The sequence below is a fragment of the Sphingomonas sp. ABOLE genome (assembly GCF_003950455.1).
Taxonomy (GTDB): domain Bacteria; phylum Pseudomonadota; class Alphaproteobacteria; order Sphingomonadales; family Sphingomonadaceae; genus Sphingomonas; species Sphingomonas trueperi.
Genome location: NZ_QQWY01000026.1, coordinates 45,181 through 71,736, shown reverse-complemented (window position 1 = coordinate 71,736; position 26,556 = coordinate 45,181). Strand labels below are relative to the sequence as shown.

Genomic DNA, 26,556 nt, shown 5'->3' with positions numbered 1-26,556 from the left:
GATTGACGCACCGTTGGACTGGCTGCAACACCCGCCCCTGCTCTGGTTGATCGCCGCGGTTGCGCTGGGGATCGCCGAGCTGGTGGTGCCGGGCGTGTTCCTCGTGTTCCTCGCCGTCGCGGCCGCGATCATGGGCGGCCTTGCGCTGCTGTTTCCGGACCTGCCGCTCGCCGGGCAATTGCTGGGCTTTGCCGGTTGGTCGGCGGTCGCGGTGCTGATCGGCCGGCGCTGGTATCAGGACTTTCCGGTCGAGAGCGCCGATCCGCTGCTCAACGATCGTGTCGCGCGGCTGGTCGGCGAGGTCGTCACCGTCGTCGAGCCGGTGAGCGACCATGGCGGCCGCGTGCGCGTCGGCGACGGCGAATGGTCGGCGCGCGGGCCCGATGCCCCCGCCGGCGCCCGCGTGCGGATCACGGGCGCAACCGGCGCGACCCTCTGCGTCGAGCCGCTTCCCACCCTTCCCCAGAACTGACAACGATCGAGGTCGAATTGATGCGTACCACCCGTCGCGACGTGCTGCTCGGATCGAGCGCGCTGCTGGCCACTTCCGCCGCGGCACGCCCCGCGCTTGCCGCTCCCGGACCTGCCGAAGCCCAGGCCCAGGCGCTGATCGACCGCACCGCCGAGGCGCTGCTGGTGCTCAACCCCGAGGGCGCGACCGGGCTCGGTATCGACAAGGGCGCGCGTGCCGCCCTCAAGCACAAGCTCGGCGACCGCACCCCTGCCGGTGTGGCCAAGATGGCCGCCCACCTCAAGGCAACGCTCGCCGAGATCGCGCGGATCGACGTGAGCGCCGTCAGCCCCGAGATGCGCGTCCATCTCGACGTGATCCAGACCGCCTACGAAAACGGCCTCAAGGGCATGGCCTTTCCCTATGGCGATGTCGCGGTGGGGAGCTGGCGCAACACCCCCTATGTCGTGATCCAGAATGTCGGTGCCTATATCGACATCCCCAAGACGCTCGACAGCGATCACCAGATCGCGACGCGCGACGATGCCGATGCCTATTGCGACCGCCTGGAGGCCTATGCCGGCGCGCTCGATGGTGAGACGGTGCGGCTCCAGCAGGCGGCGAGCGTCGGGGTGATCGCGCCCGATTTCCTGCTCGACAAATGCCTCAAGCAGATCCGTCTCGCGCGCAGCGGCGATCCGGCCAAGTGGGATGTTGTGACCTCGCTCGCCAAGCGCACCGCCACCATGCCGGGCGGCTATGACGCCCGCGCGACCAGGATCGCCGCCGAGCAGATCGCCCCCGCGCTCCATCGCCAGATCGCCGAGCTCGAGAAGCAGCGCGCCCGCGCCACCTCGGACGCCGGCGTGTGGAAGTTCAAGGACGGGGACGCCTACTACGCCTGGGCGCTGAGCGCCGGCACCACCACGACGATGTCGCCGGACGAAGTCCATGCGATGGGCAAGGCGCAGCTCGCCGAGCTGCAGGCGGAGATGGACACCATCCTCAAGACGCTCGGCTATACTCAGGGCTCGGTCGGCGCGCGGATGCGCGGGCTCGCCACCGACAAGCGCTTCGCCTTCCCGGAGAACGATACCGGCCGCGCCGAAATCATCCAGATCCTCCAGAAGAGCATCGACGACATGCGCACCCGCATGCCGCAGGCGTTCCACACGCTGGTGCCGGGCAATGTCGAGGTGAAGCGCATTCCGATCGTCGAGGAGGAAGGCGCGGCGGGCGCCTATGGCGGCCCCGGCACGATCGATGGCAAGGTCCCCGGGCGGCTCTGGGTCAATCTGCGCTCGACCGGCATTTGGACCCGCTTCAGCCTGCCCGATCTCGCCTATCACGAGGCGATCCCCGGCCATGCCTGGCAGGGCGAATATACCTTCAAGATGCCGCTGATCCGCTCGCTCCTGCAGTTCAACGCCTATTCGGAAGGCTGGGCGCTCTATGCCGAGCAGCTGGGCGACGAGCTCGGCGTCTATGCCGAGAACCCCGCGGCGAAGCTCGGCTATCTCCAGTCGCTCGGCTTCCGCGCCTGCCGGCTGGTGGTCGATAGCGGGCTCCATGCCAAGCGCTGGACGCGCGAACAGGCGATCCGCTGGTTCGTCGAGGCGAACGGCTCGTCCGAGGACGAGGTGCAGGGCGAGGTCGACCGCTATTGCTCCTGGCCGGGCCAGGCCTGCGGCTACAAGGTGGGCCACACCGCGATCAACCGGCTGCGGACGCAGGCCAAGACCGCGCTGGGCGACAGGTTCGACTTCCGCGCCTTCAACGACGCGCTGCTGCTGGGCGGCAACGTGCCGATGACGGTGCTCGGCCATGTGATCGACCGGCATATCGCGCAGCGGAAGGTGTGAAGCCTACCACTTCATTGGTCATCCCGGCGAAAGCCGGGATCCATTGGGGTCACCGCTCCGGCGCTTGCTGATAGAGAGAGGCGACTGGATCCCGGCGTTCGCCGGGATGACGTCAGAAGACGCGCTTACGCGTGGCGCCAGCGCCAGAGCAGCATCGGCCGGGCGAGCGCCAGGCCGATGAGGAAGCCGCCGATATGCGCCCAGATCGCGACGGTTACGCCGCCCTGGAGGAAGGCGAAGCCCATCAGCAGGTTGACGCCCACCCAGGCCGCGGCGAGCCAGGCGATGTGGACGACCTGCGCCGGGACCGGCCCGATCGCCTTGGCGCGCTGGCGGCCGTAGAGCAGCGAATAGGCACCGACCACCGCCGAGCTCGCCCCGCTCGCCCCGATCATCGGCGCGGTCGACATCGGCCCCGCCAGCCACTGCGCGCCGCACGCGACATAGGCGCCGATCAGATAGAGCGTCACCAGCCCCTTGACGCCGATCGCGCGCTCGGCCTCGCGGCCGGTAAAGGCGAGCATCAGCATGTTCATGCCGAGATGGGCGAGGCCGCCATGGAGCAGTGCCGAGCTGAGCGGGGTGAGCCATACCGGCACGACCGGCCCGGACAGGATCAGCCCGCCCGAAAGCCGCGCCGGGATGAACCCCGCCGCGACCTGGATCTGCGCCGCATTGGGCGCGAAATTGGCGATCAGGCTCACCGCCACCGTGACGGCGACGATCACCGTCGTGGCGCTGAACTTCGGCATCGCAGGCCTCAGATGAACTCGACCTTCGAGACCAGATAATAGCGGTCGCCCGCCGGCACCGACACCTCGACCTCTTCGTCGACCTTGCGGCCGATCAGCGCGCGGCCGATCGGCGAGTTATAGGAGATACGGCCCTTGCTCGCATCCGCCTCGGTCTGGCCGACGATCTGGTAGGTCACCGGCTTGTCGTCCTCGTCGAGCAGCGTCACCGTCGCGCCGAACACGACCTTGTCGCCCGAAAGCTCCTTGGGATCGATGATCTGCGCACGGCTGAGCTTGTCCTCGATGTCGGCGATGGTCGCCTCCACCTGGCCCTGGCGCTCCTTGGCGGCGTGGTACTCGGCGTTTTCGGAGAGGTCGCCATGGGCGCGCGCTTCCTCGATCGCGTCCACGATCAACGGCCGCTCGGCCTTCAACCGCTTCAGCTCCTCGCTGAGCTTCTGATAGCCTTCCGCCAGCATCGGCATCTTCTCGACGGTCGCCATAACGCCCTTGTCCTTCAATACGCCCCCGGTACCGACCGTCGCCCGAAAACGACGTCCGCACACTTACATCGGTTGGGGAAATCCATTGTGCGAACGCGAATAGTAAGTCGGGGCACGAAAAACATCAAGGCGGGGGACGGAGAAGTAATATTTTGCCCTGCTCTTGAGGACGTTCGTTCCCCTCCCGCATGCGGGAGGGGAACGCAGCCCCCTCCCCAACGGCAACTCACCCCCGCGAAGCGAAATACGCCTGGATCGGCTGCACCTCGATCGGGTTGCTCCGCATCGCCGCGATCGCCCGCGCCGCCGCGACGCTGCCCGGTGCCGTGGTGAAATAGGGCACCTTCTGCGCCAGCGCCGAGGCGCGAATGCTCATCGAGTCCTTGAGCGACTGCCAGCCCTCGGTGGTGTTGAAGATCAGCGCGACGTCCCCATCCTGGATGCGGTCAACGATGTGCGGGCGGCCCTGGGCCACCTTGTTCACCGTCTCCACCGCGATCCCCTCGGCGGCAAGGAACTCCGCCGTACCGCTGGTCGCGATGATCTTGAAGCCGAGATCGGCCAGGATCTTCACCCCCGGCAGCACCACCGCCTTGTCGCCCTGCTTGACGCTGACGAACACCGTGCCGCCGTCCGGCAGCACCGTGCCCGCGCCGAGCTGCGACTTGGCGAAGGCGGTCGCGAAATCGCGGTCGATGCCCATCACCTCGCCGGTCGACTTCATCTCGGGCGACAGCACCGGATCGACGCCGGGGAAGCGCGCCCAGGGGAACACCGCTTCCTTGACCGCGATATAGTCGATGTCGCGGTCGATCTTGGGCAGGTTCGCCAGCTTCTCGCCCGCCATCACCCGGCTGGCGATCTTGGCGATCGGCGCACCGATCGCCTTGGCGACGAACGGCACGGTGCGGCTGGCGCGCGGGTTGACCTCGATCAGGTAGACCTCGCCGTCCTTGACCGCGAACTGGATGTTCATCAGCCCCTTCACCTTGAGCGCCCGCGCCAGAGCCACGGTCTGCCGCTCGATCTCGGCGATGATCTCGGCGGGCAGGCTGTAGGGCGGGATCGAGCAGGCGCTGTCGCCCGAATGGACGCCGGCTTCCTCGATATGCTGGAGCACGCCGGCCACGACCACATCGGTGCCGTCGGCGATCGCGTCCACGTCCACCTCGATCGCGTCGCGCAGATACTGGTCGATCAGCACCGGCGAGTCGCCCGAGACCTGCACCGCGGTCTGAATATAGTCGTCGAGCTGCTGGAGGCTGTCGACGATCTCCATCGCCCGGCCGCCCAGCACATAGCTCGGCCGCATCAGCACCGGATAGCCGATCCGCTCGGCCACCCGCACCGCCTCGTCGCGGCTGCGCGCGATGCCGTTGGCGGGCTGCTTGAGGCCGAGCTTGGCGACGAGGTCGGCGAAGCGCTCGCGGTCCTCGGCCAGGTCGATCGCGTCGGGGCTCGTGCCGAGGATCGGGATGCCCGCATCCTCCAGCGCCTTGGCGAGGTTGAGCGGGGTCTGGCCGCCGAACTGGACGATCACGCCGACCAGCTCGCCCTTCGACTTCTCGATCTCGAGGATCTCGAGCACGTCCTCGGCGGTCAGCGGCTCGAAATAGAGCCGGTCCGAGGTGTCATAGTCGGTGCTCACCGTCTCCGGATTGCAGTTGACCATGATCGTCTCATAGCCCGCATCGGCCAGCGCGAAGCAGGCGTGGCAGCAGCAATAGTCGAACTCGATGCCCTGCCCGATCCGGTTCGGGCCGCCGCCGAGGATCACCACCTTGCGGCGGTCGCTCGGCTCGGCCTCGTTCTCGGGCTCGCCGAAGCTCGGCGCCTCATAGGTCGAGTACATGTACGGCGTCTTCGCCTCGAACTCGGCCGCGCAGGTGTCGATCCGCTTGAACACGGGGCGCACGCCCAGCCGGTGGCGCAGCTTGCGCACCTCGGCCTCGGTCACCCCGCCGGAGATGGCGTTGGCCACCTCGCCGATCAGGCCCGAGCTGCGCGCCATGACTTCGCTGCCCGCGCGCAGGTTGACCGACTTGAGCGCGAGATAGGCGAGGCGCTTGTCGCTGAAGCCCATCGCCTTGAGGCGGCGCATGCCGGCCGCGTCCTGCGGCAGGCCGTTGGTCGCGACGTCCTTCTCGGCGTCGAGGATCTCGGCGATCCGCTCGAGGAACCAGGGGTCGTAGCTGGTGAAGCGCTGGACGTCCTTGACGCTGAAGCCCTCGCGCATCGCCTGCGCGGCGATCAGCAGCCGATCGGGCGAGCGCACGGTCAGCGCCGCCTCGATCACGTCGCGCGGCGCGCCGACCAGCCGGTCGACATCATTGAAGCCGCTGAGGCCGGTTTCCAGCCCGCGCAGCGCCTTCTGGAGCGATTCGTGGATCGAGCGGCCGATCGCCATCACTTCGCCGACCGACTTCATCGCCGTGCCCAGCACCGCTTCGGCGCCCTTGAACTTCTCGAAGGCGAAGCGCGGGATCTTGGTGACGACGTAATCGATCGTCGGCTCGAAGCTCGCCGGGGTGGCACCGGTGATGTCGTTGTCGATCTCGTCGAGCGTATAGCCCACCGCCAGCTTGGCGGCGACCTTGGCGATCGGGAAGCCGGTCGCCTTGGACGCCAGCGCCGAGGAGCGGCTGACGCGCGGGTTCATCTCGATCACGATCAGGCGGCCGTCCTTCGGATTGACCGCGAACTGCACGTTGGAACCGCCGGTCTCGACGCCGATCTCGCGGAGACACGCGATCGATGCGTTGCGCATGATCTGGTATTCCTTGTCGGTCAGCGTCAGCGCCGGCGCGACGGTGATCGAATCGCCGGTGTGCGTGCCCATCGGATCGATATTCTCGATCGAGCAGACGATGATGGCATTGTCGTTCCGATCCCGGACGACCTCCATCTCATATTCCTTCCAGCCGAGCAGCGATTCCTCGATCAGCACTTCGGTGGTCGGCGACAGGTCGAGGCCCGAACGCACGATCGCGATGAATTCCTCGCGATTATAGGCGATGCCGCCGCCCGAGCCGCCCATGGTGAAGCTGGGGCGGATGATCGCCGGCAGGCCGACATAGTCGAGCGCGGTCAGCGCCTCGGCCTCGGTGTGCGCGATCGCCGAGCGGGCGCTTTCGAGCCCGATCTTGGTCATCGCGTCCTTGAACTTCAGCCGGTCCTCGGCCTTGTCGATCGCATCGGCATCGGCGCCGATCATCGTCACGCCGAACTTCTCCAGCGTGCCGTCGCGGAACAGCGCCAGCGCGGTGTTGAGTGCGGTCTGGCCGCCCATCGTCGGCAGGACCGCGTCGGGCCGCTCCTTCTCGATGATCTTGGCGACGACCGCGGGCGTGATCGGCTCGATATAGGTCGCGTCGGCCAGCTCGGGATCGGTCATGATCGTCGCCGGGTTCGAATTGACCAGGACGATGCGATAGCCCTCTTCCTTCAGGGCCTTGATCGCCTGCGTGCCCGAATAATCGAACTCGCACGCCTGACCGATGACGATCGGCCCCGCGCCGATGACGAGGATGGAGGAGATGTCGGTGCGCTTGGGCATTATTTTTCTTTCGGAGCCTCTTCGTTGCCAACAAAGCCGAGCTTCATCGGGACGATGCTTTCGCGGAGTTGCTTAAGAAGACAGTCGACCTGCTCGTATCGAGCCTTGGGCGATGGCTTAAATTGCACCTGCTCTCCGCCGACCTGCTGCAACCACTTCTTGGGTGTCCGACACACCGCCGACATTTGATCCAGTCGGGCTTGAGGAATTGCGTCGGGAGCCACCGGCTTTGGTGGTGCAGTCTGTATCAGCAGGGCAAGTGCCAGGATCACTTGGCCATCATCCCCACGAACCGCTCGAACAGATAGAGGCTATCCTGCGGCCCCGGGCTGGCCTCGGGGTGGTATTGCACGCTGAACGCCGGGCGGTCGGTGAGTTCGATGCCGGCGTTGGAGCCGTCGAACAGCGACACGTGCGTCTCGCGGGCATTGGCCGGCAGGCTCTCGCGCTCGACGGCGAAGCCGTGGTTCATGCTGGTGATCTCCACCGCGCCGTCTTCCAGCCGCTTGACCGGGTGATTGGCGCCGCGATGGCCCTGGAACATCTTGGTGGTCTCAGCCCCCACCGCGAGGCCGAGCAGCTGGTGGCCGAGGCAGATGCCGAACAGCGGCTTGCCGGTCTCGAGCAGCTGGCGGATCACCGGCACGGCATATTCGCCGGTCGCCGCCGGATCGCCCGGGCCGTTCGAGAGGAAGAAGCCATCGGGCTCGAACGCCATCACCTGCTCGAAGGTCGCGGTGGCGGGCAGCACGGTCACGTCCGCGCCGGCCTTGACCAGGTTGCGGAAGATGTTGCGCTTCGAGCCATAGTCGATCGCGACGACCTGCGGGCGCTTGGTCTCGGGGCGGCTCGTGTCATATCCGGCGCCGAGCTTCCACACGCCGCCTTCCCAGCCGAAATGCGTCTCGCACGAAACGGTGATGGCGAGGTCCATCCCCTCCAGCCCCGGCCAGGCGCGCGCCTTTTCCAGCAGCGCGTCGAGGTCGAAATTGCCCGACTTGGAGTGCGCGATCACGCCGTTCGGCGCGCCGCCCAGGCGGATGCGGCGGGTGAGCGCGCGGGTGTCGATGCCCGACAGGCCGATGCGGCTGTGCTTCGCCATCCAGGCATCGAGATGCTCGGTGCTGCGGAAGTTGCTCGGCTCGGTCACGTCTTCGCGGACGATCATGCCCAGCGCATGCGGATCGTCGGCCTCGATGTCGTCGGGGTTGGCGCCGACATTGCCGATGTGCGGGAAGGTGAAGTTGATGATCTGACCGGCGAAGCTCGGGTCGGTCATGATCTCCTGATAGCCGGTCATTGCGGTGTGGAAGCACACCTCGCCGACGGCATCACCTTCGGCACCGAATCCTCGACCCCACAATATCTCGCCGCTCGCCAGAACCAGAACGCCCGTGGCTCCAACGGGCATGGACAAGGGTTTGGCGTCGGCCATTTGGGGCGGGCACTCCTGCTTTGGGTTTTGCGATGTTGCTAAGGGCCGCCCGCTAGACCCCATGGGCGGGTGCGTCAATCTGTTAAGTTTTGCGGGCATCGGCTATGTCTCCGCGCTTTCCCGGACAAGATCGAGAGACCACGAATGATTCGCGACGACATCAAGGCTGCGCTGGTGACCGCCATGAAGGGCGGCGACAAGGCGTCGACCGCCACGATCCGCCTGATCCAGAGCGCGATCAAGAACCGCGACATCGAGGCCCGCACCGGCAAGGCGCCCGAGGACGACGACGTACTGGTCGTCGAGGTGCTGCAGAAGATGGTCAAGCAGCGCCGCGAATCGATCGACATGTATGTGAAGGGCGGGCGGCAGGAACTCGCCGACGCCGAGGCAGCCGAAGTGGTGGTGATCGAGCGCTTCCTGCCGCAGCAGATGAGCGAGGCGGAGACGACCGCGGCGATCGAGGCGATCAAGGCCGAGCTGGGCGCGAGCGGCATGAAGGAGATGGGCCGGGTGATGGCCGAGCTGAAGGCCCGCCACGCGGCGCAGCTCGATATGAGCAAGGCGAGCGCGCTGGTGAAGGCGGCGCTGTCGTAAGATGGACGACGGGGACCGCTCTGCGCTCCCCCTCCCGCAAGCGGGAGGGGGCCGGGGGGTGGGCCCCCGCTTCCGGCTGGACCGGCCGACCGAGCGGGCGCGCGACCTGCGAAATGATCCGACAGCGGCGGAGGAGCTGCTGTGGTCGAAGCTGCGGAAGTCGCAGCTGGCAGGGCTGAAGTTCAGCCGGCAGATGCCGATCGCCGGGCATTTCGCGGATTTCGCTTGCCGCAAGGCGAAGTTGGTCGTCGAATTGGACGGTAGCCAGCATATCGAGATGACCGTCGCCGATGCCGAGCGCACGCGGCGGATCGAGGCTGAAGGCTATCGCGTGCTTCGCTTTTGGAACAATGATTTGACGTCGAATATGGAGGGCGTGTTGCAGGCCATTCTTACGGCTGCCTCGCCCAGCATGGAGCGGGGGCCCACCCCCCAGCCCCCTCCCGCTCGCGGGAGGGGGAGCAACTGAGATGTCACTCACCCCCGCCTTTCTCGACGAGCTCCGCGCCCGCACCACGCTGTCCACCCTCATCGCCAAGTCGGTGAAGCTGCAGCGCGCGGGCAAGGAGTTTCGCGCCTGCTGCCCGTTCCACAACGAGAAGACCCCCAGCTTCTACGTCAACGACGACAAGGGCTTCTACCATTGCTTCGGCTGCGGGGCGCATGGCGATGCGATCCGCTGGATGACCGACCAGCGCGGCCTGCCCTTCATCGATGCGGTGAAGGAACTGGCCCAAGCCGCCGGCCTCGACATGCCCGAGCAGGACCGCCGCGCCGCCGAAAAGGCCGAGCGCGCCAAGGGCCTGCACGAGTTGATGGGCGAGGCCGCCGCGTGGTTCACAGAGCGGCTGAACGGCATCGAAGGCGCCGAGGCGCGCGCCGTGCTCCAGCGCCGCGGCATCACGTCCGAAACCGCCCGGACCTTCGGCCTGGGCTTCGCCCCCGATTCGCGCGGCAAGCTCAAGGAAGCGCTGAAATCCTATGGCGACGCGATGCTGGTCGAATCCGGCATGCTGATCGCCGTCGAGGGCAAGGAGCCGTACGACCGCTTCCGCGGCCGGCTGATGATCCCGATCCGCGACGTGCGCGGGCGGACGATCGCGTTCGGCGGCCGCATCATCGGCGAGGGCGAGCCGAAATATCTCAACTCCCCGGAGACCCCGCTCTTCGACAAGGGCCGCACGCTCTACAATCTCGATCGCGCCCAGGCCGCGGCACGCAAGGCCGACCGGGTGATCGCGGTCGAGGGCTATATGGACGTGATCGCACTGGCCCAGGCCGGGTTCGGCGAGGTGGTGGCGCCGCTCGGCACCGCGCTGACCGAACACCAGCTCGAACGGCTGTGGCGGCTTTCTGAAGTGCCCCTGCTCTGCTTCGACGGCGACAGCGCCGGGCAGAAGGCAGCCCTGCGCGCCGCCCACCGCGCGCTGCCGATGCTCGCCCCCGGCCGCAGCCTCGCCTTCGTCACCCTGCCTCAGGGCCTCGACCCGGACGACCTCGTCCGGTCGCAGGGCCCAGCCGCGTTCGAAGCACTGCTCGCAAGGCCCGAGCCGCTGGTCGATCGCCTCTGGGCGAGCGAAGTCGCCGCCGGTCCGCTCGACACGCCCGAGCAGCGCGCCGGCCTCAAGCGCCGCCTCACCGAACTTGCCGAACAGATCCAAGACCCGAACGTAAAGCACGAATATATCGCGGAATTCCGCGCCCGCGCCGACCAGCAGTTCGGCCGCGGCCCGCGCGAGTTCCGCAAGGACCAGCGCGGCCCCTCGCCCGCCCGCCAGCAACAGCGCGGCACCCGCAACGCCCGCGGCGGCTGGCAGCCGCCCGAGGCCCCGCCCTCGCATTGGATCAAGGGCGTGCAGGCGAGCGGGCTCGATCCCATATTGGCACGCGCCGTCCTCGCCGGGCTGATCCGCCACCCGGTCGAGATCGCGCGGCACATGGAGATTCTCGGCAGCCTGCGCAGCGCATCGGGCGCGCTCGGCCGGCTGTTCGAAGCCGTTGTCGAGGTGGCGCTTACCAATCCGGGCCTTCGTCAACTTGATAGCGAGGATTTCCTCACCATATTGGCGCGGTCCGGTTTCGATTCAGTGGCAAGCGAGTTGCTCCGCGCAGACACGCTCCCCTTCTCCTTCACGCGGCCCGCGGCCGACGTGGCGAAGGCGCGCGAGGATCTGGGCGAGGCGATCGCGGTGATGGCGGCACAGCCCGCCGTCGACGTGGCGCTCGCCGAGGCGACTGCTGCGCTGATGCGCGACGGTACCGAGGAAGCGTTCGCCCGCCAGGTGGCGCTTTCGCGGCAGCGGCAGGAACTTCAGGATCGGCTCGCGAATCTGATGCTTGCGGAAGACGGCGTTTTTGAGGAATAGAGGCGGTGTAAAATTGCCGCCATCTGAGTTTCGAGGGATTTGATGGCGAAGGCGAACATGGCAGACGTCACGGACACGGCAGACACGAGTGACGCGCCGCTGATCGATCTGAACGAGGGTTCGATCAAGAAGCTGGTCGCGCGTGCCAAAAAGCGCGGCTACATCACCGTCGACCAGCTCAACGAGATGCTACCGCAGGACCAGATGTCCTCGGAGCAGATCGAGGACGTGATGGCCGCGCTCAATGACATGGGCATCAACGTCGTCGAGAATGAGGACGCCGGCGAGGATGCCGAGTCCGAGGACGATTCGGCCGATGATTCGGAAGCCGCGGACACCAGCGACGATTCCGCGCCCGCCTTCGAGGTTGCGAAGAAGAAGGAAACCGTCGATCGCACCGACGATCCGGTGCGCATGTACCTGCGCGAGATGGGCGCCGTCGAGCTGCTCAGCCGCGAGGGCGAAATCGCCATCGCCAAGCGCATCGAGGCCGGCCGCGACACGATGATCCTGGGGCTCTGCGAGTCGCCGATCACGTTCAACGCGATCATCGGTTGGTCGACCGCGCTCAACGAAGGCACGATGCAGCTGCGCGAGATCCTCGATCTCGACGCCATGCTCTCCAAGGGTCCGTCGGCCGAGCAGGTCGAGGGCGCCGAGGACGACAATGGCGAGATCAGCGAATCGAGCACCGGCCCCAGCTTCAAGGAAGAGGAAGAGCCCGAAGAAGTCGCCTCCGACGAGGATGACGAGCTGACCGAACGCCGCGCCCGCCGCCCCTCGGACGACGAGGAGGAGGACAACACCCTCTCGCTCGCCCAGATGGAAGAGCAGCTGAAACCCCAGGCGCTCGAGAAGTTCGCGAACATCACTGCGATCTACAAGAAGTTCGGCAAGGTCCAGCAGCAGCGGCTCGACACCATGTCGGCCGGCGAGGAGTTCCCGGCGGCGGAAGAGAAGAAGTACAACAAGCTCCGCGAGGAGCTGACCGCCGAGGTGGAGAGCGTCCAGTTCCACCAGGCGAAGATCGAGTATCTCGTCGACCAGCTGTACAGCTTCAACCGGCGCCTCACCGCGCTGGGCGGCCAGATGCTGCGTCTCGCCGAGCGCCACAAGGTCAGCCGCAAGGATTTCCTTGACCGCTATGTCGACCACGAGCTCGACGAGAACTGGCTGCCGACGGTGGTCGGTCTCGACAAGAAGTGGAAGGCGTTCGTCGAGAACGAGAGCGGCTCGGTCGACCGCATCCGCACCGAGATGAGCGAGATCGCCCAGCAGACGGGCATGACGCTCACCGAGTTCCGCCGCATCGTCAACATGGTGCAGAAGGGCGAGCGCGAGGCGCGCATCGCGAAGAAGGAGATGGTCGAGGCCAATCTCCGCCTCGTGATCTCGATCGCCAAGAAGTACACCAATCGCGGCCTGCAGTTCCTGGATCTCATCCAGGAGGGCAATATCGGCCTGATGAAGGCGGTGGATAAGTTCGAATATCGCCGCGGCTACAAGTTCAGCACTTATGCGACCTGGTGGATCCGCCAGGCGATCACCCGCTCGATCGCCGATCAGGCGCGCACCATCCGCATCCCGGTGCACATGATCGAGACGATCAACAAGCTGGTCCGCACCAGCCGCCAGTTCCTCCACGAGCAGGGCCGCGAGCCCACGCCCGAGGAAATGGCGGAGCGGCTGAGCATGCCGCTCGAAAAGGTGCGCAAGGTGATGAAGATCGCCAAGGAGCCGATCAGCCTCGAAACGCCGATCGGCGACGAGGAAGACAGCCACTTGGGCGACTTCATCGAGGACAAGAACGCGATCATTCCCGTAGACGCGGCGATCCAGGCGAACCTCAAGGAAACGGTCACCCGCGTCCTGGCCAGCCTTACCCCCCGCGAGGAACGCGTGCTGCGCATGCGCTTCGGCATCGGCATGAACACCGACCACACGCTGGAAGAAGTCGGCCAGCAATTCTCGGTGACCCGCGAGCGCATCCGCCAGATCGAGGCCAAGGCGCTCCGCAAGCTCAAGCATCCGAGCCGCAGCCGCAAGATGCGCAGCTTCCTCGACCAGTAAGCGCATCCGCCACCAACAGGAACAACGGCCCCGGGTGTCCCCCGGGGCCGTTTTCATTTGGGACAACGACGCGTGGGGAGCCGAAATCCTGTCTTTCAAGATTAATTTCGGCGTAACCATCTTTCTATGCGCTTCGGTATCGTCGCTGTGCGATCTCCTCTGAACCGGCCGATGGCGGGCGGCACTGTCCAGATGAGGAAGGTCATGCTCTTGGATACCGCACCGATGGAGCATTTGTCGGGCGCCTGGGGCCCGATGGGCGCACTGGCGGGGACCGACGGCAGCGCCCGCCACCCGCATCTGCGCGCGCTCCGCGCCGACGCCCTGCCCCGCCGCGACCTGGCCGACGCGGTCCACCACATTGCGCGCCTCCATGGCCGCCATCCGGGGCTGGTCGACTATGCCGCCGGCCATGGGCGCCATCCTATCGAATGCGAGTGGCTGGAAGCAGCCGCCGACGCCTTCGTCGCCGAGCGCGCCTATCTGGTCCGTCTCGTCGCCGCGGTGGGTCCCCTGCCCAGCACGCCGGGCCATGCCGAGAGCGAAGCCGCCGCCGCCGCGCAGCGGCATGCGCTCGACATGCTCGCCCAGTCCGATCGCGCCGGCTGCGCGACCGGCGCCGCGATCGCGCTGGCGATCGAATGGGTGGCGATCCGCGCGGTGCTCGACCGCGCCGCGACGAGTTTCGGCATCGATCCCAAGCCCGCCGGCCTGCCGATCCCCGAGGAGACGGTGAGCGTGGTCGACGCCCTCGCCCGCGAAGCCGCGCACGAGCGCGCGATGCTGTTCGGTGCGCAACAGGTCTTCGCCCAGCATCGCGGCCTTTGGGACCTGCTCGAGGCCCGCGCGAGCGCCCGCAGCCGCGGCTGACCTGCCCCTCGGGATGGGTTGCATCCCGCCACCGTTCGGCCCACCTTCATGCGCATGCGCTTCGAAGGTACCCAGAGCTATGTCGCCACCGCGGACCTGAAGGTCGCGGTCAACGCCGCCGTCACGCTGCGCCGTCCGCTGCTCGTCAAGGGCGAGCCCGGCACCGGCAAGACCGTCCTCGCGACCGAAATCGCCAAGGCCGTCGGCGCGCCGCTGATCGAGTGGAACGTCAAGTCGACCACCAAGGCACAGCAGGGCCTCTACGAATATGATGCGGTGGCGCGGCTGCGCGACGGCCAGCTCGGCGATCCGCGGGTGCACGACATCGCCAACTATATCCGCAAGGGCAAGCTCTGGGAGGCGTTCACCAGCCCCACCCTCCCCGTGCTGCTGATCGACGAGATCGACAAGGCCGATATCGAGTTCCCGAACGACCTGCTCCAGGAACTCGATCGCATGGAATTTCATGTCTACGAGACCGGCGAGAATGTCCGCGCCGCCGAGCGCCCGATCGTCGTGATCACCTCGAACAACGAGAAGGAGCTGCCCGACGCCTTCCTGCGCCGCTGCTTCTTCCACTATATCAAATTCCCCGACCGCGACACGATGCAGGCGATCGTCGACGTCCACTTCCCCGGCATCCAGAAGCTGCTCGTCAGCCGCGCGATGGACCTGTTCTACGAGATCCGCGAGGTACCCGGCCTCAAGAAGAAGCCCTCGACCAGCGAGCTGCTCGACTGGCTCAAGCTGCTGCTCCACGAGGAAATGCCGCTCGAGGTGCTTCAGTCGCGCGATCCCACAAAGGCGATCCCGCCGCTCCACGGTGCGCTGCTCAAGAACGAGCAGGACGTGATGCTGTTCGAGCGCCTCGCCTTCATGGCGCGGCGGCAGAAATGAGCGTGGCTCGGCCCGCCTCCCTACGGCGCTCAACGTAATGGACGCCCACCCTCCTGCGGGCATATTCTAGGCCATGTTCCTCGCCTTTCTCGACGAACTGCGCGCCGCGGGCATCCCTGCCAGCCTCAAGGAACATCTCCTGCTGCTCGAGGCGCTCGACGCGCAGGTGATCGAGCCGACGCCCGAGGCCTTCTACTTCCTCGCCCGCGCCACCTATGTGAAGGACGAGGGGCTGCTCGACCGGTTCGACCAGGTCTTCGCCAAGGTATTTCGGGGGATCACGAGCAACTACGGCGTCGCCCCGGCCGAGATCCCCGAGGAATGGCTCCGCGCGATCGCCGAGAAATATCTGACCGACGAGGAAAAGGCGCAGATCGAGGCGCTCGGCTCCTGGGAAAAGCTGATGGAGACGCTCCAGCAGCGACTGACCGAGCAGCACGAACGCCACCAGGGCGGCAGCAAATGGATCGGCACCGGCGGCACCTCCCCCTTCGGCAATGGCGGGTACAATCCCGAAGGCGTGCGGATCGGCGGCGAGGGCAAGCACCAGCGCGCGGTGAAGGTGTGGGAGGCGCGCGACTATCGCAATCTCGATTCCACCCGCGAGCTCGGCACCCGCAACATCAAGGTGGCGCTGCGCCGCCTGCGCCGCTTCGCCCGGGAAGGCGCGGCGGAGGAGCTCGACATCGACGGCACGATCGCCGGCACCGCGCGGCAGGGCTGGCTCGACGTCAAGATGCGGCCCGAGCGGCACAATGCGGTCAAGCTGCTGCTCTTCCTCGACGTCGGCGGCTCGATGGACCCGTTCGTCAAGCTCTGCGAGGAGCTGTTCTCGGCGGCAACCAGCGAGTTCAAGAACCTGGAGTTCTTCTACTTCCACAACTGCCTGTACGAAGGCGTATGGAAGGACAATCGCCGGCGGTTCACCGAGCGCACCCGCACCGCCGACCTCCTCCACAAATATGGGCAGGATTACAAAGTGATCTTCGTCGGCGACGCGTCGATGAGCCCCTATGAGATTACGCAGGTCGGCGGCTCGGTCGAGCATCTGAACGACGAGCCCGGCGCAACCTGGCTGCAGCGCGTGGTGGATACCTGGCCCGCCACGGTGTGGCTTAACGTGCTGCCCGAGGCGCAATGGGGCTATTCGCACTCGGTGACGATGATCCGCGAGCTGATGCGCGATCGCATGTATCCTCTCACGATTGCAGGGATCGATGCAGCGATGCGCGAGTTGAGTAAAAAGCGATGACCAAGATCCGCGACATGCTCCACCGTTGGCGCCGGCGCCTGTTCGGCAGCTACACGATCGCCGATCCGCGGCCGATGGCCGAGGCCGCGCCCTATACCTTCTTCCTGCCCAGCGAGAACGAAGTGCTGGCGCTGCGCCCCGGCGACCTCGCCAAGCTGATCTTCCAGTCCACCCCGCCCTCGCGGGACTATGCCGCCGAGCGGATGTGGGTGGAGATCACCCGCGCCGAGGGCGAGAAGCTGTGGGGCCGGCTGGACAATGTGCCGCTCGACATCCCCCAGCTTCGCCCCGGCCGCGAGGTGGCGTTCAGCCGCGGCGACGTGATCGACCTGCGCTGGGGCGAGGACCGCCCGGTCCGCCCGCCCTCTGCCCCCGCGCGGCGCCATTATGACGCGCGCTGCCTGGTCGACAGCTGCGTGCTCGAACAGGGTGCTGCGGTCCATTATCTCTACCGCGAGCTGCCGCTGCCCCCCAGCGTCGGCGACGCGCCCGACAGCGGCTGGCGCATCCGCGGCGACTATCGCGGGCTGGAAGACGAAGCGATCGGCGCCCGCGCGATCGAATGCGTCGCGCTCGGCCGGGTGCTCAACATCGACGACAGCTGGGTCCATCTAATCGATGCGCCCACCGGTTCGGCCTATGTTCGGAACTGGGAGAAGGATGTGTTCGAGCCGGAGTCTGCTGCGGCGGATTGAGGCCGTTGGTCGGAGGGTGTCCGTACCGCCCCGGTTGCGGCCGTCACTCCCCAAGTATGCAGATGCCCGCTGGCGACATGACGCTCTTGGCAAGAGCGCATAGCTGGGGGTTTGCCGGGCGCGTCAGGTTTGCTTGTTCCCCAAGGCATGCCTCGTAGGCTGAAATGCCAACCGGAGGAGCCGCAGAGCGCTTGTCGCCCCTTCTCAGATGCTTGCACGCGCGCGCCGCAGCCGAGACGGACGAGAGACTCTTCGCCTCGGATGGAGAGGCGATAGACTGCCGACGCTCGCTGGAGTGAGTACTCGCAACGGTGACCGTCGCGATCATAGCCAAGAAGAGGTTTGTCAGCATAGGACGTGATAACACGCGTACGGCAACTAATCACCAGTTTCGGCCGTTCGACTATCCGCCGGAACGTACAGCCTGAAACGTCAGCGAGCGCTCAAAGCTTCTCCACCGCCTTGTCGATCCGCCGCAGCAGCGCGCCGTCCTGGGCGCTGCGCCGCACGGCCTCTTCTGCAAGCCCCATCAGGCTAGTCGCGCCGAAGCTGCCGGCCAGGCTCTGCAGCCGGAGCGCGGCACCCGCCCATTGCTCGGCGCCCTTGGAGGTCTTCATCATGTCGACCGAACGGTGGACGCTCTCGAGAAATGCGTCGCGAAGCTCGGCGATCAGCGCGGGATCGTCGCCGACCGCGGCCGCCAGACTCGTATCGATTGCACCGGGATCATAAGCCATGGCTAATCCTATCTCCATCTTCGTTAACCGTTCGTTGCCAACCCGGTCTTGGTCCGCGCGGCAAAGCTGATACAGTGGCCGGATGACTGGGGGCTCCACCGCTGAATCCGCCGTATCGTTCGACACCCACGCCGCCGAGCCGCCCGTGCTGGCGGAAAGCCTGGTGATCGACGAACCCGCGCCCGTTGCACCGGATGCGCCGCTCGAAGCGCCGCGCCTCGGCTGGATCCTCACCCTGCTCGCGGTCGCGGCCGGGGTCGGCGCGACCTATGGCATGGCGAGCCTCGCGCTCCCCGCCTGGGACGAGCCGCTGAGCAACTTCCAGCGCGTCCAGCTGCTCGCGTCGCTCTGCGTGCCCGCCGCGGTGGTCGCGCTGCTGTACCTCATCGCGGTGCGCACCAGCACCGCCGAGGCGCGCCGCCATGCGGACACCGCACGCGCAATGCGCGACGCGGCCGAGCAGCTCGAGGCGCGCACCGCCGCGCTCACCGACCGCCTCCTCGCCCAGCGCAATGCGCTCGCCGAGCAGGAAACCAGCCTCTCGGTGCTGAGCGACGCCGCCGCCGAACGCCTCGCCCATGCCGCCGCCAGCGCCCAGCGCCAGGCCGAGCTGGTCGCCGCCGGCACCCAGCAGCTGAGCGCCATGACCAGCGCCGCCGAGCACAGCGTCTCCGTGATCCTCGCCTCGCTGCCCAGGGCGCACGAGGAAATGCGCGGGCTCGCCGATCGGGTCGACCAGGCCGGGCTCCAGGCCGGCCAGACCGCCGCCGCGCTCGACATCCAGCTGACCGTGCTCGCCGAGCGCGGTCGCGAGGCCGATCGCATCGCCGGGGGCGCCGCCGAGCGGCTCGCCGCGCATATCTCCCGCATGGAAGCGACCAGCGAGGCGGCGAGCAGCCGGCTCGAACAGGTGACCGACCAGATGTCGGCGCAGGTCGATGCGGTGCTCGATCGCGCCGCCGCCGCGATCGACCAGTCGCGCCAGGGCATCGCCGCGCAGGGCGACGCGATGCTGGCGATGCTCGGCGCAAACCAGGCCGCGCTCGAACGCGCCACCGAGGACAGCAGTGCCGCGATGGCGCAGCGCATGGCGCTGATCGAGGATGCGATCATCCGCATCTCGTCGCGGCTCAGCGAGGAGCAGCGGCGCGGCGACGCGCTGTTTGCCCGCCTCTCCGAAGGCGCCGCGACGTTCGACTCGGAGCTGGAAGTCCTCCACGCCGCCGGCACCCGCCGCACCGAGGCGCTGGCCGCCGCGATCCACGGGCTGCACCAGTCGATGGACGGCATGACCCAGTCGATGCGCACCGGCGAAGGCACCGCGCGCGAAGGGATCGCCACCGCCGAAAGCCTGCTCACCGCGCTCGACGCCGCCGCCCGCGAGCTCGACGAGACGATGCCCGCGGCACTCGAGCGGCTCGACGAGCGGATCGACGCGACGCGCAAGCGCATCGCCGCCGCCAAGCCCGAGCTGCTCGGCCTCGTCACCGCCGCCGAGACCACCCACGACGCGGTGGCGGGAATCGCCGCCTCGGTCACCCACCAGCAGACCGCGCTCGAACGCGGCCGCGCCGCGCTCGCCGAGACACTGGCGACCGCCGCCGACCAGGCCGAAACGCTCAGCCGCGCGGTCGACGGCGCGATCCTCCACGCGAAGAGCTTCACCAGCGACGCCGCGCCCGAGCTGATCGAAACGCTGCTGCGCGTCCGCGACAGCGCCAACAAGGCCGCCGACCATGCCCGCGAGGCGATCGACGGCATCGTGCCAGCGGTCAATCGCGTGCTGCAGGAGGCCACCGATCAGGTGATCGAACATGCCGTCGAGCTGTCGGTCCGCCGCCAGGTCGACACGCTGACCAAGGCTGCCGACGCCGCAATCGGTGCCGCTGCGCGCGCCGCCGAGCATCTCCGCGCGCAGATGACCGTGCTGGAGGAAGCCAACCAGCGTGCCGAGACGCGCATTGCCGAGGCGCAGGACGCGCAGGAACGCGCCGACAGCGACGGCTTCGCCCACCGCATGGCGCTACTGATCGACGCGCTGCACTCGACCTCGATCGACATCGCCAAGACCTTCTCCGCCGAGGTCACCGACAGTGCCTGGGGTGCTTATCTCAAGGGCGATCGCGGCGTGTTCACCCGCCGCGCGGTGCGCCTGCTCGCCCCGCACGAGGCGCGCGAGATCCACCGGCTGTACGAGCATGACGAGACGTTCCGCGAGAACGTCCATCGCTATGTCCATGATTTCGAGACGATGCTCCGCCAGGTGCTGAGCCTGCGTGACGGCAATCCGCTGGCGGTGACCCTGCTCTCGTCCGATGCGGGCAAGCTCTATGTCGCGCTCGCCCAGGCGATCGAGCGGCTGCGGGGCTGAGGGGCTGGGGTCCTCCCCCCAAGTCGTCATCCCGGCGAAAGCCGGGATCCAGACGCCTCTCGCTATCGGCGGGAACCGCACCGGTGACCCCAATGGATTCCGGCTTTCGCCGGAATGACGGTCCGAGGGGCGCAGACCCTACCGCGCCGGCGGGCGGCGGGTCGAGTCGCGGACGATCAGCGTCGAGGGCAGCAACACTGGCTCGGCCGAGGCGGCTGCCCGTCCGGCACAGGCATCGATGATCCGCTCGACCGCCTTCGCCGTGATGTCGGCGATCGGCTGCGAGACGGCGGTCAGCGCCGGGCTGGCGAACCGCACGATCGGCGTGTCGTCGAAGCTGACCAGCGACACGTCCTCGGGCACGCTGAGCCCCCGCCCCCGCACCGCCGCCATCGTCGCCAGCGCGGTCTGGTCGTTGGCGGCGATCACCGCGGTCACCTCGGCCCGGTCGAGCAGCGTGCGCGCCGCGATCAGCCCGGCATCGTAGGAGAAGTCGCCGGTCTCCAGCAGCCCGTCCGAGGACAGCCCCGCCGCCGCCATCGCCGCCCGCCAGCCCTCGACGCGCCAGGCGCTCAGCTCATATTCCGCAGGTCCCGCGATGAAGCCGATGCGGCGGTGCCCGAGCGCCAGCAGATGCTCGGTCGCCAGCCGCGCGCTGCCGCGATCGTCCTGCACCAGCATGTGCCCCGGCCCCTCGGCGACCGAGCCGATCCGGGCGATCTCGATCCCTTTTTCGGCGAGCAGCTTGAGGATCACCGGGTTCTGCGAATGCGGCGGGGTGAGGATCGCGCCGTCGGGCTGGAGTGCTGCGATCGCGGCGGAGATTTCGCGCTCGATCTGGTCGCTCTGGGTGTCGACCAGTTCGACGATCATCCGATAGCCATGCGCAGCGCAGGCGAGCATGCCGCCGAGCAGCATCTGGTCGACCCAGTCGCGCCCCTCGCGCGCGCGCCAATCGGCGATGGTCCGCTCGCGATCGTTGAGCGCGAGGATCAGATAGGAGCGCGATCCGCTCATCCGCTGCGCGGCCAGCGAGGGCACATAGCCGAGCTTGGCGATCGAGGCCTGGACGCGGTGGAGCATCTCCGGCCGCACGCCGGGCTCCTTGTTGATGACGCGGCTGACGGTCTGCAGCGAGACGCCGGCATCGGCCGCGACATGGCGGATGGTCACGGACTGGCGTCTACGAGACATGCGACTTCCTCTCCTGCATCGTTTTTGCCTAGCGGCTGAGCTGGCGCAACAGATACGCGCGCAGCTGCCCCGCCGTTTCGGGCGTCAGCGGATCGAGGATGCCGCGGCCGCCCTCGGGGATATGCGCGGTCACCGACGCGCCGGGCGCGAAGACATAATGGTCGAACACCTGCCGCCAATGCGCCCGCTCCGCCGCCGGCAGGTCGCGGATCGCGAGCAGCGCGGCGAGCAGCGCATCGTTCGGCTCGGCGAGCCAGGACGGGCGCGTCCGCCACCAATAGTTGATCATCACGTTGAAGCCGTCGAGCGCCTCGACATGGTGCCACCAGAGGCTCGGGATGCGCAGCGCGTCGCCCGGCGCCAGCACCACGGTGCGCGCATGGCGCAGCGCCTCGCGAAACTTCGGGAAGCGCGCGAAATCGGGTGCGTGGAAATCGACCATGCTGATCGCGCGGCCGCCCGGCGTATTGTCGAGCGGGCCGGGATAGAGGTTGGCGAACTGGTCGGGCGGAAACAGCGTGAAGCGGCGATGGCCGACCGCGGTGCAGACCAAATTGTCGGGCTCGTCGCAATGCGCGGCGACGCGCGTGGCGGTGCCGATCCAGATCGTCGCGGCCAGCCCCTCGCGCGGGCCCAGCGGCATCGGATTGGCCTCCGCCAGGCCGGGGAAGAAGCGCGGCACGTCGGTGGAGGCGATGTAACGGAGCGGCGCGTCCGCCTTCCCCTCGTCCGCTGCCATCGCCGCGAAGATCGCGCCGATCCGCGCGCGACGGGTGCGGTGGTTCATCGCCATCGCGTCGTCGTAGAAGATGCGCGCGCCGGCGCCGGGCGCGCCCTCGGCATAGGTGAAGTCGGTGTCGCGCGCGAAGCCGGCCAGATAGGCGCGGATATTCGCCGCGCCCTTCCCGCCCTCGGCGACCAGCGGCCAGTCGGCGACCAGCCCGCGCACCACGAACGGCTCGGCCGAGGCCGCCAGCGCATGGTCGAGCGCCCAGCAATCGGCGGCGGCGATCTCGGGCACGGGCCGCAGCCCGTCGAACAGGTCGGCGGGGTCAGGCATCGGCGCCCCGGCGCTGGAGCCGCCCGATCAGCAGCGGCAGGTTGGCGAGCGATGCCAGCGCCATGGTGATCGGCAGCAGATGTCCGTCGCGGTGCAATTCGCCCAGCGTCGCGCCGTCGAGCGCCGCGAACCGCTCCTCATGGATGCCGTGGAAGTCGACGATCTGCCGGGCATTGCCCTCGGCATCGTCGAAGCGGATCGATACGGGCTCGAGCAGCTCGTGCCGCTCCAGCGCGTCGAAGAAATCGGGGGCGGCGCGGTAGCCGCGGTCGAGCTGCGCGAGCCCGTCGAGCACCGCGGCAAGATAGCTGCTCGGCGTACCGTCCGCCTCGAACAGCGGCGAGGCCTCGGCATAGCCGGCATCGCCCGGTGCCAGCACCCGCGGGCTCGCCGCGGAAAGATGGAGCTGGGCGAGGTCGCCACCGGCAGGTGGGGGGCCGATCAGGAAGGGCCGGGTCGCCATCGCCAGCGGGAGATAGGGCGCATCCCAGCGATCACCCTCGAGATAGAGGTTTTCCTCGGGCGCGAAGCCGAACAGCGCGATCGCCTGGAACCCGTCCCGGGCGGGCGTCCGCTGGAACAGGATCGGATAGGCATTCTGCACCTGGCGGAACTCGCTGGGCACCACGAGGCAGAGCTGGACGGCGTCGCCCAGCGCAGCCCCGCGCCGCCGGTCGATACGGACCGCACGGTGATCGTCGATGGTCACGAGCTGTTGATCGTTCATGCGTGGTAATCCCCGTTCCCCGCCGGGGCGTTGGCACGCCGCGCGGCGGGGCGGAAGGGCCTTGCGGCATCGAAGCCGCAAGGCCAGGTCGGTCGTCAGAAGCGGTAGCGCACGCCCACCGTGTAGCGGGCATAGCCCGGCGCAGTGACGCCGACATAACGGTCGGTCCGCTGGTGCGTCCGGCGGCCTTCGCCGGTCAGGTTGATGCCCTCGAAGAACAGGGTCGTGCGCGGCAGCGCCTCCCAGCTCGCGCTGGCATCGATCTGGCCATAGGGTTCGGTATAGCTCGGGTTCGATCCCGCGCCCGACAGGAACTCGGCACGCCAGTTATAGGCGACGCGCGCCTGGATGCCGTTCTTGTCGTAATAGCCGATCACATTGGCCGTATCGCTCAGGCCGACCAGCGCGAACTGGTTGACCGTGGCGGGCTGGTCGTTGCGATAATGCACGTCGCCGTCGACGATCGTGTAGTTGAGGATCATCCCCAGCCCGGTCTCCCAGAAGCTGTGCTGGACGGCGAATTCCCAGCCATGGACATTGGCGGTCTGGTTGTTGTTGACCGGCGTATTGACGGTGAACAGCACCGGCGCGTCCTCGGGCAGGCCGAGGATGTCGCCGGTATAGTTGCCCGGCGTGCCGCCGGTGATCTTCACCGAACCCGGATAGTTGGCGAAGATGTACTGGCGGATGTCGTTCGAGGTCGCGCCCGCGCCGAGCGCTGCCAGCGCTGCCTTGTAGCGCGGGCCGTCGGCGGGGTTGGTCAGGCCGAACACCGGCTTCTTCACCTGGCCGGTGCCGATGAAGTTCACCACCGACTTGTGGAAATAGCCGACCGAGACGTAGCTGTCCGGCTGGTAGTACCACTCGGCCGAGAAATCGAGATTCTTCGACTTGTACGGCAGCAGACCCGGATTGCCCTGGCTGCCGGTGCCGCCATCGACGCGGAACAGCGAGTCGATCGTCTGGCCGCCCTGCAGGCTGCCATAGTCCGCCCGCGCGATGGTGTGGCCATAGGAGGCGCGCAGCTTGACGTTCTTCAGCGGCGATATGTCGAAGTCAAACGAGGGCAGCCAGTTCTGGTACGAACCGCTGAGCGAGGTGTAGTCGCTCTTGCCCGAATAGACGACGTTGAGCTCGTTCGCCGAGACCCATTTGGTGCCCGTGGCGACCGGCACGAGTGCCGAGGAGTCGATCCAGGTCTTCTCGTAGCGGACACCGGCATAGAGGTGCGCCGGGCGGCCGAAGGCGTCGAACTTCACGTTCGCCTGGAGGAAGGGCGCGAGCGTCTTTTCGGAAATGTGGCGATCGACGGTGTACTGCGCCAGGCAGGTGTCGGGCCCCAGCGGCGTGCCGCTCTGCGGCTTCGAGCACATCTTGTAGAGGCGCTCGAGATTGCCGACCAGCGTCTCGAAATTCTTGGTGAAGATCTGCTGGATCAGCAGGCTGCCGTCGGTCTTCAGGCCCGGATATTTGTCGGGGATGGTCGCGAGCGTGAACAGGCTGTCGGGCAGGTCCGAGGCCGGGCCGGCGCCGCCCCAGGTGTTGTTCTGGAGGAAGCCGTACGCCGAGCGAACCTTGTTATCGACATAGGAGATGCCGAAGTCGACGCTGTCGAGCAGCCCGCCATGCTCGTAGCGGCCCTTGAACTGGACCTGATTGATCTCGTCGCGGAACATGCCGTTGCGGAAGGAATTGCCGGTCGCCTGGATGCGCGAGGCGTCGAGCAGGTCGATGCCCGGCTGCATCTTGATCGAGAGCACCGGCATGTAGTGGGTGAAGTCGATCGTCTGGCTCGCCGCGCCGAAGATCGCGGTGCTCACCGAGGTGCTGGTGCCGTATTTGTTGGTCGGGCCCGATTTGGCGATCGAATGGTGCGCGTCCAGCTCGAACGAGAAGGCGCCCTCGGGCTTCCACTGCAGGTTGCCGCCGATCGAGTTGTTCTCGCTCTGGTTGGCGCTGAGGTTGCTGACGTAGGAGACGTCCTTGTTCTCGCTCGCCTTGAACCGCTCGGTGTAGAAGATCGGGCTCGCCACCGCGCCGCCGGTCCAGCTGCTGACGGTGTCGTTGTTGTTGAAATAGACGCCGATGCTGTTGCTGCGCACGGTCACCCGGTTGCGCGAATAGGTATAGTCGATCGTCCCGGTCAGCGTGTCGGACGGCTTGAACTGCAGCACCGCCTGGCCGTTGATCCGCTCGCGCTCGATATCGTTGATGCCGATGCCGGCATTCTGGGGCACGGTGTAGATCTGGTCGCCGGTCGGGCGGTTGGTGATGTTGGCAGCGCGCGGGTCACCCGGCTGGGCGAGTTCGCCCGCCTTGTCCGAACCGGTGCGGCCGTTCTTCCAGCCGACATAGGCCTCGTTGTTGCCTGCCTTGCGCTTCTGGTAGGTGCCGGCGATCAGGATGCCGATGCGATCGTCGAGGAAGCTGTCGCTGACGATGCCCGAGACTTCGGGAGTGATCGGCGTGTTCTTGGCGTTGCTCGAGCTGTCGTACATCCCCGAGACTGCGAAGCTGCCGTGCAGGCCGGGCTTGTCGAGCGGGCGCGGCGTGCGGATGTTGATCGTCGAGCCGATGCCGCCCGATTCGATGTCGGCGCGGCTGGTCTTGTAGACCTCCACCGCGGCGATGCCGTCGGACGAGAGGTTGGCGAAGTCGAACAGGCGCGAGGTCGGCGCGGTGGCGCCGCCGTCCAGCGTCGAGGTCGGCATCTGGCGGCCGTTGAGCGTCACCAGATTGTAGTTGGGGCCGAAGCCGCGAACGGTGACGGTCGAGCCCTCACCGATCGAGCGATCGATCGACACGCCGGTGATGCGCTGGAGCGATTCGGCGAGGTTGGTGTCGGGGAACTTGCCCATGTCCTCGGCGGTGATGCCGTCGACCACGCCCTGCGCGTCGCGCTTCAGCGCCAGCGACTCGCGCAGCGAGGCGCGGATGCCGGTAACGACGATGTCGCCATTGGCTTCGGTTTCGGTGGCGCCGCTCGTGTCCTGCGCCGCTGCGATCCCCGGCATCGCGAGCAGCGCGAGCGCGGATACTCCCGCGCGCCACAGCATCGACCTGCCTGCATGTACCCGTGTCATATTGGCTCCCCGCATGTTGGATGAATCATGGTCCGCCATGATGTGAACGTTCACATACAAACATTCATTACGCGGTCAACAAGTCACATTTTTGTA

General features: G+C 67.3%; 21 protein-coding genes. 11 read left to right on the top strand and 10 right to left on the bottom strand.

Annotation, left to right across the window (positions count from 1 at the left end; all coding sequences use genetic code 11):
* The first annotated feature begins 13 nt into the window (after nucleotides 1–13).
* Both CA234_RS16065 and CA234_RS16060 read left to right on the top strand, forming a co-directional pair.
* Nucleotides 14–472, top strand: a complete 459-nt coding sequence (locus tag CA234_RS16065) for an NfeD family protein (protein ID WP_126002216.1) — start codon at nucleotides 14–16, stop codon at nucleotides 470–472.
* 20 nt (nucleotides 473–492) lie between these two features.
* Entirely contained in the window at nucleotides 493–2,313 is a 1,821-nt protein-coding gene (locus CA234_RS16060) for a DUF885 family protein (protein WP_126002215.1), read from the top strand.
* Nucleotides 2,314–2,438: 125 nt separating this feature from the next.
* On the opposite strand, the gene CA234_RS16055 is transcribed toward CA234_RS16060, so the two are convergent.
* From CA234_RS16055 to carA, 5 genes are all read right to left on the bottom strand, one after another.
* Entirely contained in the window at nucleotides 2,439–3,065 is a 627-nt protein-coding gene (locus CA234_RS16055) for a rhomboid family intramembrane serine protease (RefSeq protein ID WP_126002214.1), read from the bottom strand.
* Nucleotides 3,066–3,073: 8 nt separating this feature from the next.
* The gene (greA, locus tag CA234_RS16050; RefSeq protein ID WP_121079359.1) at nucleotides 3,074–3,550 is read right to left on the bottom strand and encodes a transcription elongation factor GreA; all 477 of its coding nucleotides are present in this window, start codon (nucleotides 3,548–3,550) and stop codon (nucleotides 3,074–3,076) included.
* Between the two features lie 226 nt (nucleotides 3,551–3,776).
* The gene (gene carB, locus CA234_RS16045) at nucleotides 3,777–7,106 is read right to left on the bottom strand and encodes a carbamoyl-phosphate synthase large subunit (protein ID WP_126002213.1); all 3,330 of its coding nucleotides are present in this window, start codon (nucleotides 7,104–7,106) and stop codon (nucleotides 3,777–3,779) included.
* Nucleotides 7,106–7,378 (bottom strand): hypothetical protein, encoded by a 273-nt coding sequence (locus tag CA234_RS16040; RefSeq protein WP_126002212.1) that lies wholly within the window; start codon nucleotides 7,376–7,378, stop codon nucleotides 7,106–7,108. The genes carB and CA234_RS16040 overlap by 1 nt, the downstream gene beginning before the upstream one ends.
* Complete coding sequence (carA, locus tag CA234_RS16035) at nucleotides 7,375–8,541, bottom strand: glutamine-hydrolyzing carbamoyl-phosphate synthase small subunit (RefSeq protein WP_126002211.1); 1,167 nt, start codon at nucleotides 8,539–8,541, stop codon at nucleotides 7,375–7,377. The genes CA234_RS16040 and carA overlap by 4 nt, the downstream gene beginning before the upstream one ends.
* A gap of 144 nt (nucleotides 8,542–8,685) precedes the next feature.
* Here carA and CA234_RS16030 point away from each other — a divergent pair, with 144 nt between their 5' ends.
* The 8 genes from CA234_RS16030 to CA234_RS15995 all read left to right on the top strand — a co-directional run bounded on the left by CA234_RS16030 (nucleotide 8,686) and on the right by CA234_RS15995 (nucleotide 17,288).
* The gene (locus CA234_RS16030; RefSeq protein WP_125977054.1) at nucleotides 8,686–9,138 is read left to right on the top strand and encodes a GatB/YqeY domain-containing protein; all 453 of its coding nucleotides are present in this window, start codon (nucleotides 8,686–8,688) and stop codon (nucleotides 9,136–9,138) included.
* 1 nt (nucleotide 9,139) lies between these two features.
* Complete coding sequence (locus CA234_RS16025; RefSeq protein ID WP_126002210.1) at nucleotides 9,140–9,607, top strand: DUF559 domain-containing protein; 468 nt, start codon at nucleotides 9,140–9,142, stop codon at nucleotides 9,605–9,607.
* 1 nt (nucleotide 9,608) lies between these two features.
* Nucleotides 9,609–11,504, top strand: coding sequence for a DNA primase (gene dnaG, locus CA234_RS16020; protein ID WP_125977052.1), 1,896 nt, complete (start codon nucleotides 9,609–9,611; stop codon nucleotides 11,502–11,504).
* 42 nt (nucleotides 11,505–11,546) lie between these two features.
* Nucleotides 11,547–13,574, top strand: a complete 2,028-nt coding sequence (rpoD, locus tag CA234_RS16015) for an RNA polymerase sigma factor RpoD (protein WP_125977051.1) — start codon at nucleotides 11,547–11,549, stop codon at nucleotides 13,572–13,574.
* 204 nt (nucleotides 13,575–13,778) lie between these two features.
* Entirely contained in the window at nucleotides 13,779–14,444 is a 666-nt protein-coding gene (locus CA234_RS16010) for a hypothetical protein (RefSeq protein ID WP_125977050.1), read from the top strand.
* Nucleotides 14,445–14,498: 54 nt separating this feature from the next.
* Nucleotides 14,499–15,341: a MoxR family ATPase gene (locus tag CA234_RS16005; RefSeq protein ID WP_126002209.1), complete on the top strand. Its 843-nt coding sequence runs from the start codon at nucleotides 14,499–14,501 to the stop codon at nucleotides 15,339–15,341.
* Nucleotides 15,342–15,414: 73 nt separating this feature from the next.
* Complete coding sequence (locus tag CA234_RS16000) at nucleotides 15,415–16,593, top strand: VWA domain-containing protein (protein WP_126002208.1); 1,179 nt, start codon at nucleotides 15,415–15,417, stop codon at nucleotides 16,591–16,593.
* The gene (locus tag CA234_RS15995; protein ID WP_126002207.1) at nucleotides 16,590–17,288 is read left to right on the top strand and encodes a DUF2185 domain-containing protein; all 699 of its coding nucleotides are present in this window, start codon (nucleotides 16,590–16,592) and stop codon (nucleotides 17,286–17,288) included. The genes CA234_RS16000 and CA234_RS15995 overlap by 4 nt, the downstream gene beginning before the upstream one ends.
* A 443-nt stretch (nucleotides 17,289–17,731) precedes the next feature.
* On the opposite strand, the gene CA234_RS15990 is transcribed toward CA234_RS15995, so the two are convergent.
* Complete coding sequence (locus CA234_RS15990) at nucleotides 17,732–18,025, bottom strand: Hpt domain-containing protein (protein ID WP_125977046.1); 294 nt, start codon at nucleotides 18,023–18,025, stop codon at nucleotides 17,732–17,734.
* 82 nt (nucleotides 18,026–18,107) lie between these two features.
* Here CA234_RS15990 and CA234_RS15985 point away from each other — a divergent pair, with 82 nt between their 5' ends.
* Nucleotides 18,108–20,396 (top strand): hypothetical protein, encoded by a 2,289-nt coding sequence (locus CA234_RS15985; RefSeq protein ID WP_126002206.1) that lies wholly within the window; start codon nucleotides 18,108–18,110, stop codon nucleotides 20,394–20,396.
* A gap of 138 nt (nucleotides 20,397–20,534) precedes the next feature.
* On the opposite strand, the gene CA234_RS15980 is transcribed toward CA234_RS15985, so the two are convergent.
* The 4 genes from CA234_RS15980 to CA234_RS15965 form a co-directional block, all read right to left on the bottom strand.
* Nucleotides 20,535–21,590: a LacI family DNA-binding transcriptional regulator gene (locus CA234_RS15980; protein WP_126002205.1), complete on the bottom strand. Its 1,056-nt coding sequence runs from the start codon at nucleotides 21,588–21,590 to the stop codon at nucleotides 20,535–20,537.
* Between the two features lie 28 nt (nucleotides 21,591–21,618).
* A complete protein-coding gene (locus tag CA234_RS15975) occupies nucleotides 21,619–22,650 on the bottom strand; it encodes a cupin-like domain-containing protein (protein ID WP_126002204.1) in 1,032 nt (343 codons plus the stop codon).
* Complete coding sequence (locus tag CA234_RS15970) at nucleotides 22,643–23,377, bottom strand: SapC family protein (RefSeq protein ID WP_126002203.1); 735 nt, start codon at nucleotides 23,375–23,377, stop codon at nucleotides 22,643–22,645. Before CA234_RS15970 ends, CA234_RS15975 begins: the two co-directional genes overlap by 8 nt.
* Nucleotides 23,378–23,472: 95 nt before the next feature.
* Nucleotides 23,473–26,460, bottom strand: a complete 2,988-nt coding sequence (locus tag CA234_RS15965) for a TonB-dependent receptor (protein WP_126002202.1) — start codon at nucleotides 26,458–26,460, stop codon at nucleotides 23,473–23,475.
* Between the last annotated feature and the right edge of the window lie 96 nt (nucleotides 26,461–26,556).

Coding starts and splice junctions, on each gene's coding strand:
- carA (WP_126002211.1), bottom strand. CDS start 8,541: ATGGCCGACGCCAAACCCTTGTCCATGCCCGTTGGAGCCACGGGCGTT.
- rpoD (WP_125977051.1), top strand. CDS start 11,547: ATGGCGAAGGCGAACATGGCAGACGTCACGGACACGGCAGACACGAGT.
- CA234_RS15975 (WP_126002204.1), bottom strand. CDS start 22,650: ATGCCTGACCCCGCCGACCTGTTCGACGGGCTGCGGCCCGTGCCCGAG.
- CA234_RS16010 (WP_125977050.1), top strand. CDS start 13,779: ATGCTCTTGGATACCGCACCGATGGAGCATTTGTCGGGCGCCTGGGGC.
- CA234_RS16005 (WP_126002209.1), top strand. CDS start 14,499: ATGCGCTTCGAAGGTACCCAGAGCTATGTCGCCACCGCGGACCTGAAG.
- CA234_RS15990 (WP_125977046.1), bottom strand. CDS start 18,025: ATGGCTTATGATCCCGGTGCAATCGATACGAGTCTGGCGGCCGCGGTC.
- CA234_RS15980 (WP_126002205.1), bottom strand. CDS start 21,590: ATGTCTCGTAGACGCCAGTCCGTGACCATCCGCCATGTCGCGGCCGAT.
- dnaG (WP_125977052.1), top strand. CDS start 9,609: ATGTCACTCACCCCCGCCTTTCTCGACGAGCTCCGCGCCCGCACCACG.
- carB (WP_126002213.1), bottom strand. CDS start 7,106: ATGCCCAAGCGCACCGACATCTCCTCCATCCTCGTCATCGGCGCGGGG.
- CA234_RS16025 (WP_126002210.1), top strand. CDS start 9,140: ATGGACGACGGGGACCGCTCTGCGCTCCCCCTCCCGCAAGCGGGAGGG.
- CA234_RS16055 (WP_126002214.1), bottom strand. CDS start 3,065: ATGCCGAAGTTCAGCGCCACGACGGTGATCGTCGCCGTCACGGTGGCG.
- CA234_RS15985 (WP_126002206.1), top strand. CDS start 18,108: ATGACTGGGGGCTCCACCGCTGAATCCGCCGTATCGTTCGACACCCAC.
- CA234_RS16030 (WP_125977054.1), top strand. CDS start 8,686: ATGATTCGCGACGACATCAAGGCTGCGCTGGTGACCGCCATGAAGGGC.
- CA234_RS16060 (WP_126002215.1), top strand. CDS start 493: ATGCGTACCACCCGTCGCGACGTGCTGCTCGGATCGAGCGCGCTGCTG.
- CA234_RS15995 (WP_126002207.1), top strand. CDS start 16,590: ATGACCAAGATCCGCGACATGCTCCACCGTTGGCGCCGGCGCCTGTTC.
- CA234_RS15970 (WP_126002203.1), bottom strand. CDS start 23,377: ATGAACGATCAACAGCTCGTGACCATCGACGATCACCGTGCGGTCCGT.
- CA234_RS16000 (WP_126002208.1), top strand. CDS start 15,415: ATGTTCCTCGCCTTTCTCGACGAACTGCGCGCCGCGGGCATCCCTGCC.
- greA (WP_121079359.1), bottom strand. CDS start 3,550: ATGGCGACCGTCGAGAAGATGCCGATGCTGGCGGAAGGCTATCAGAAG.
- CA234_RS15965 (WP_126002202.1), bottom strand. CDS start 26,460: ATGACACGGGTACATGCAGGCAGGTCGATGCTGTGGCGCGCGGGAGTA.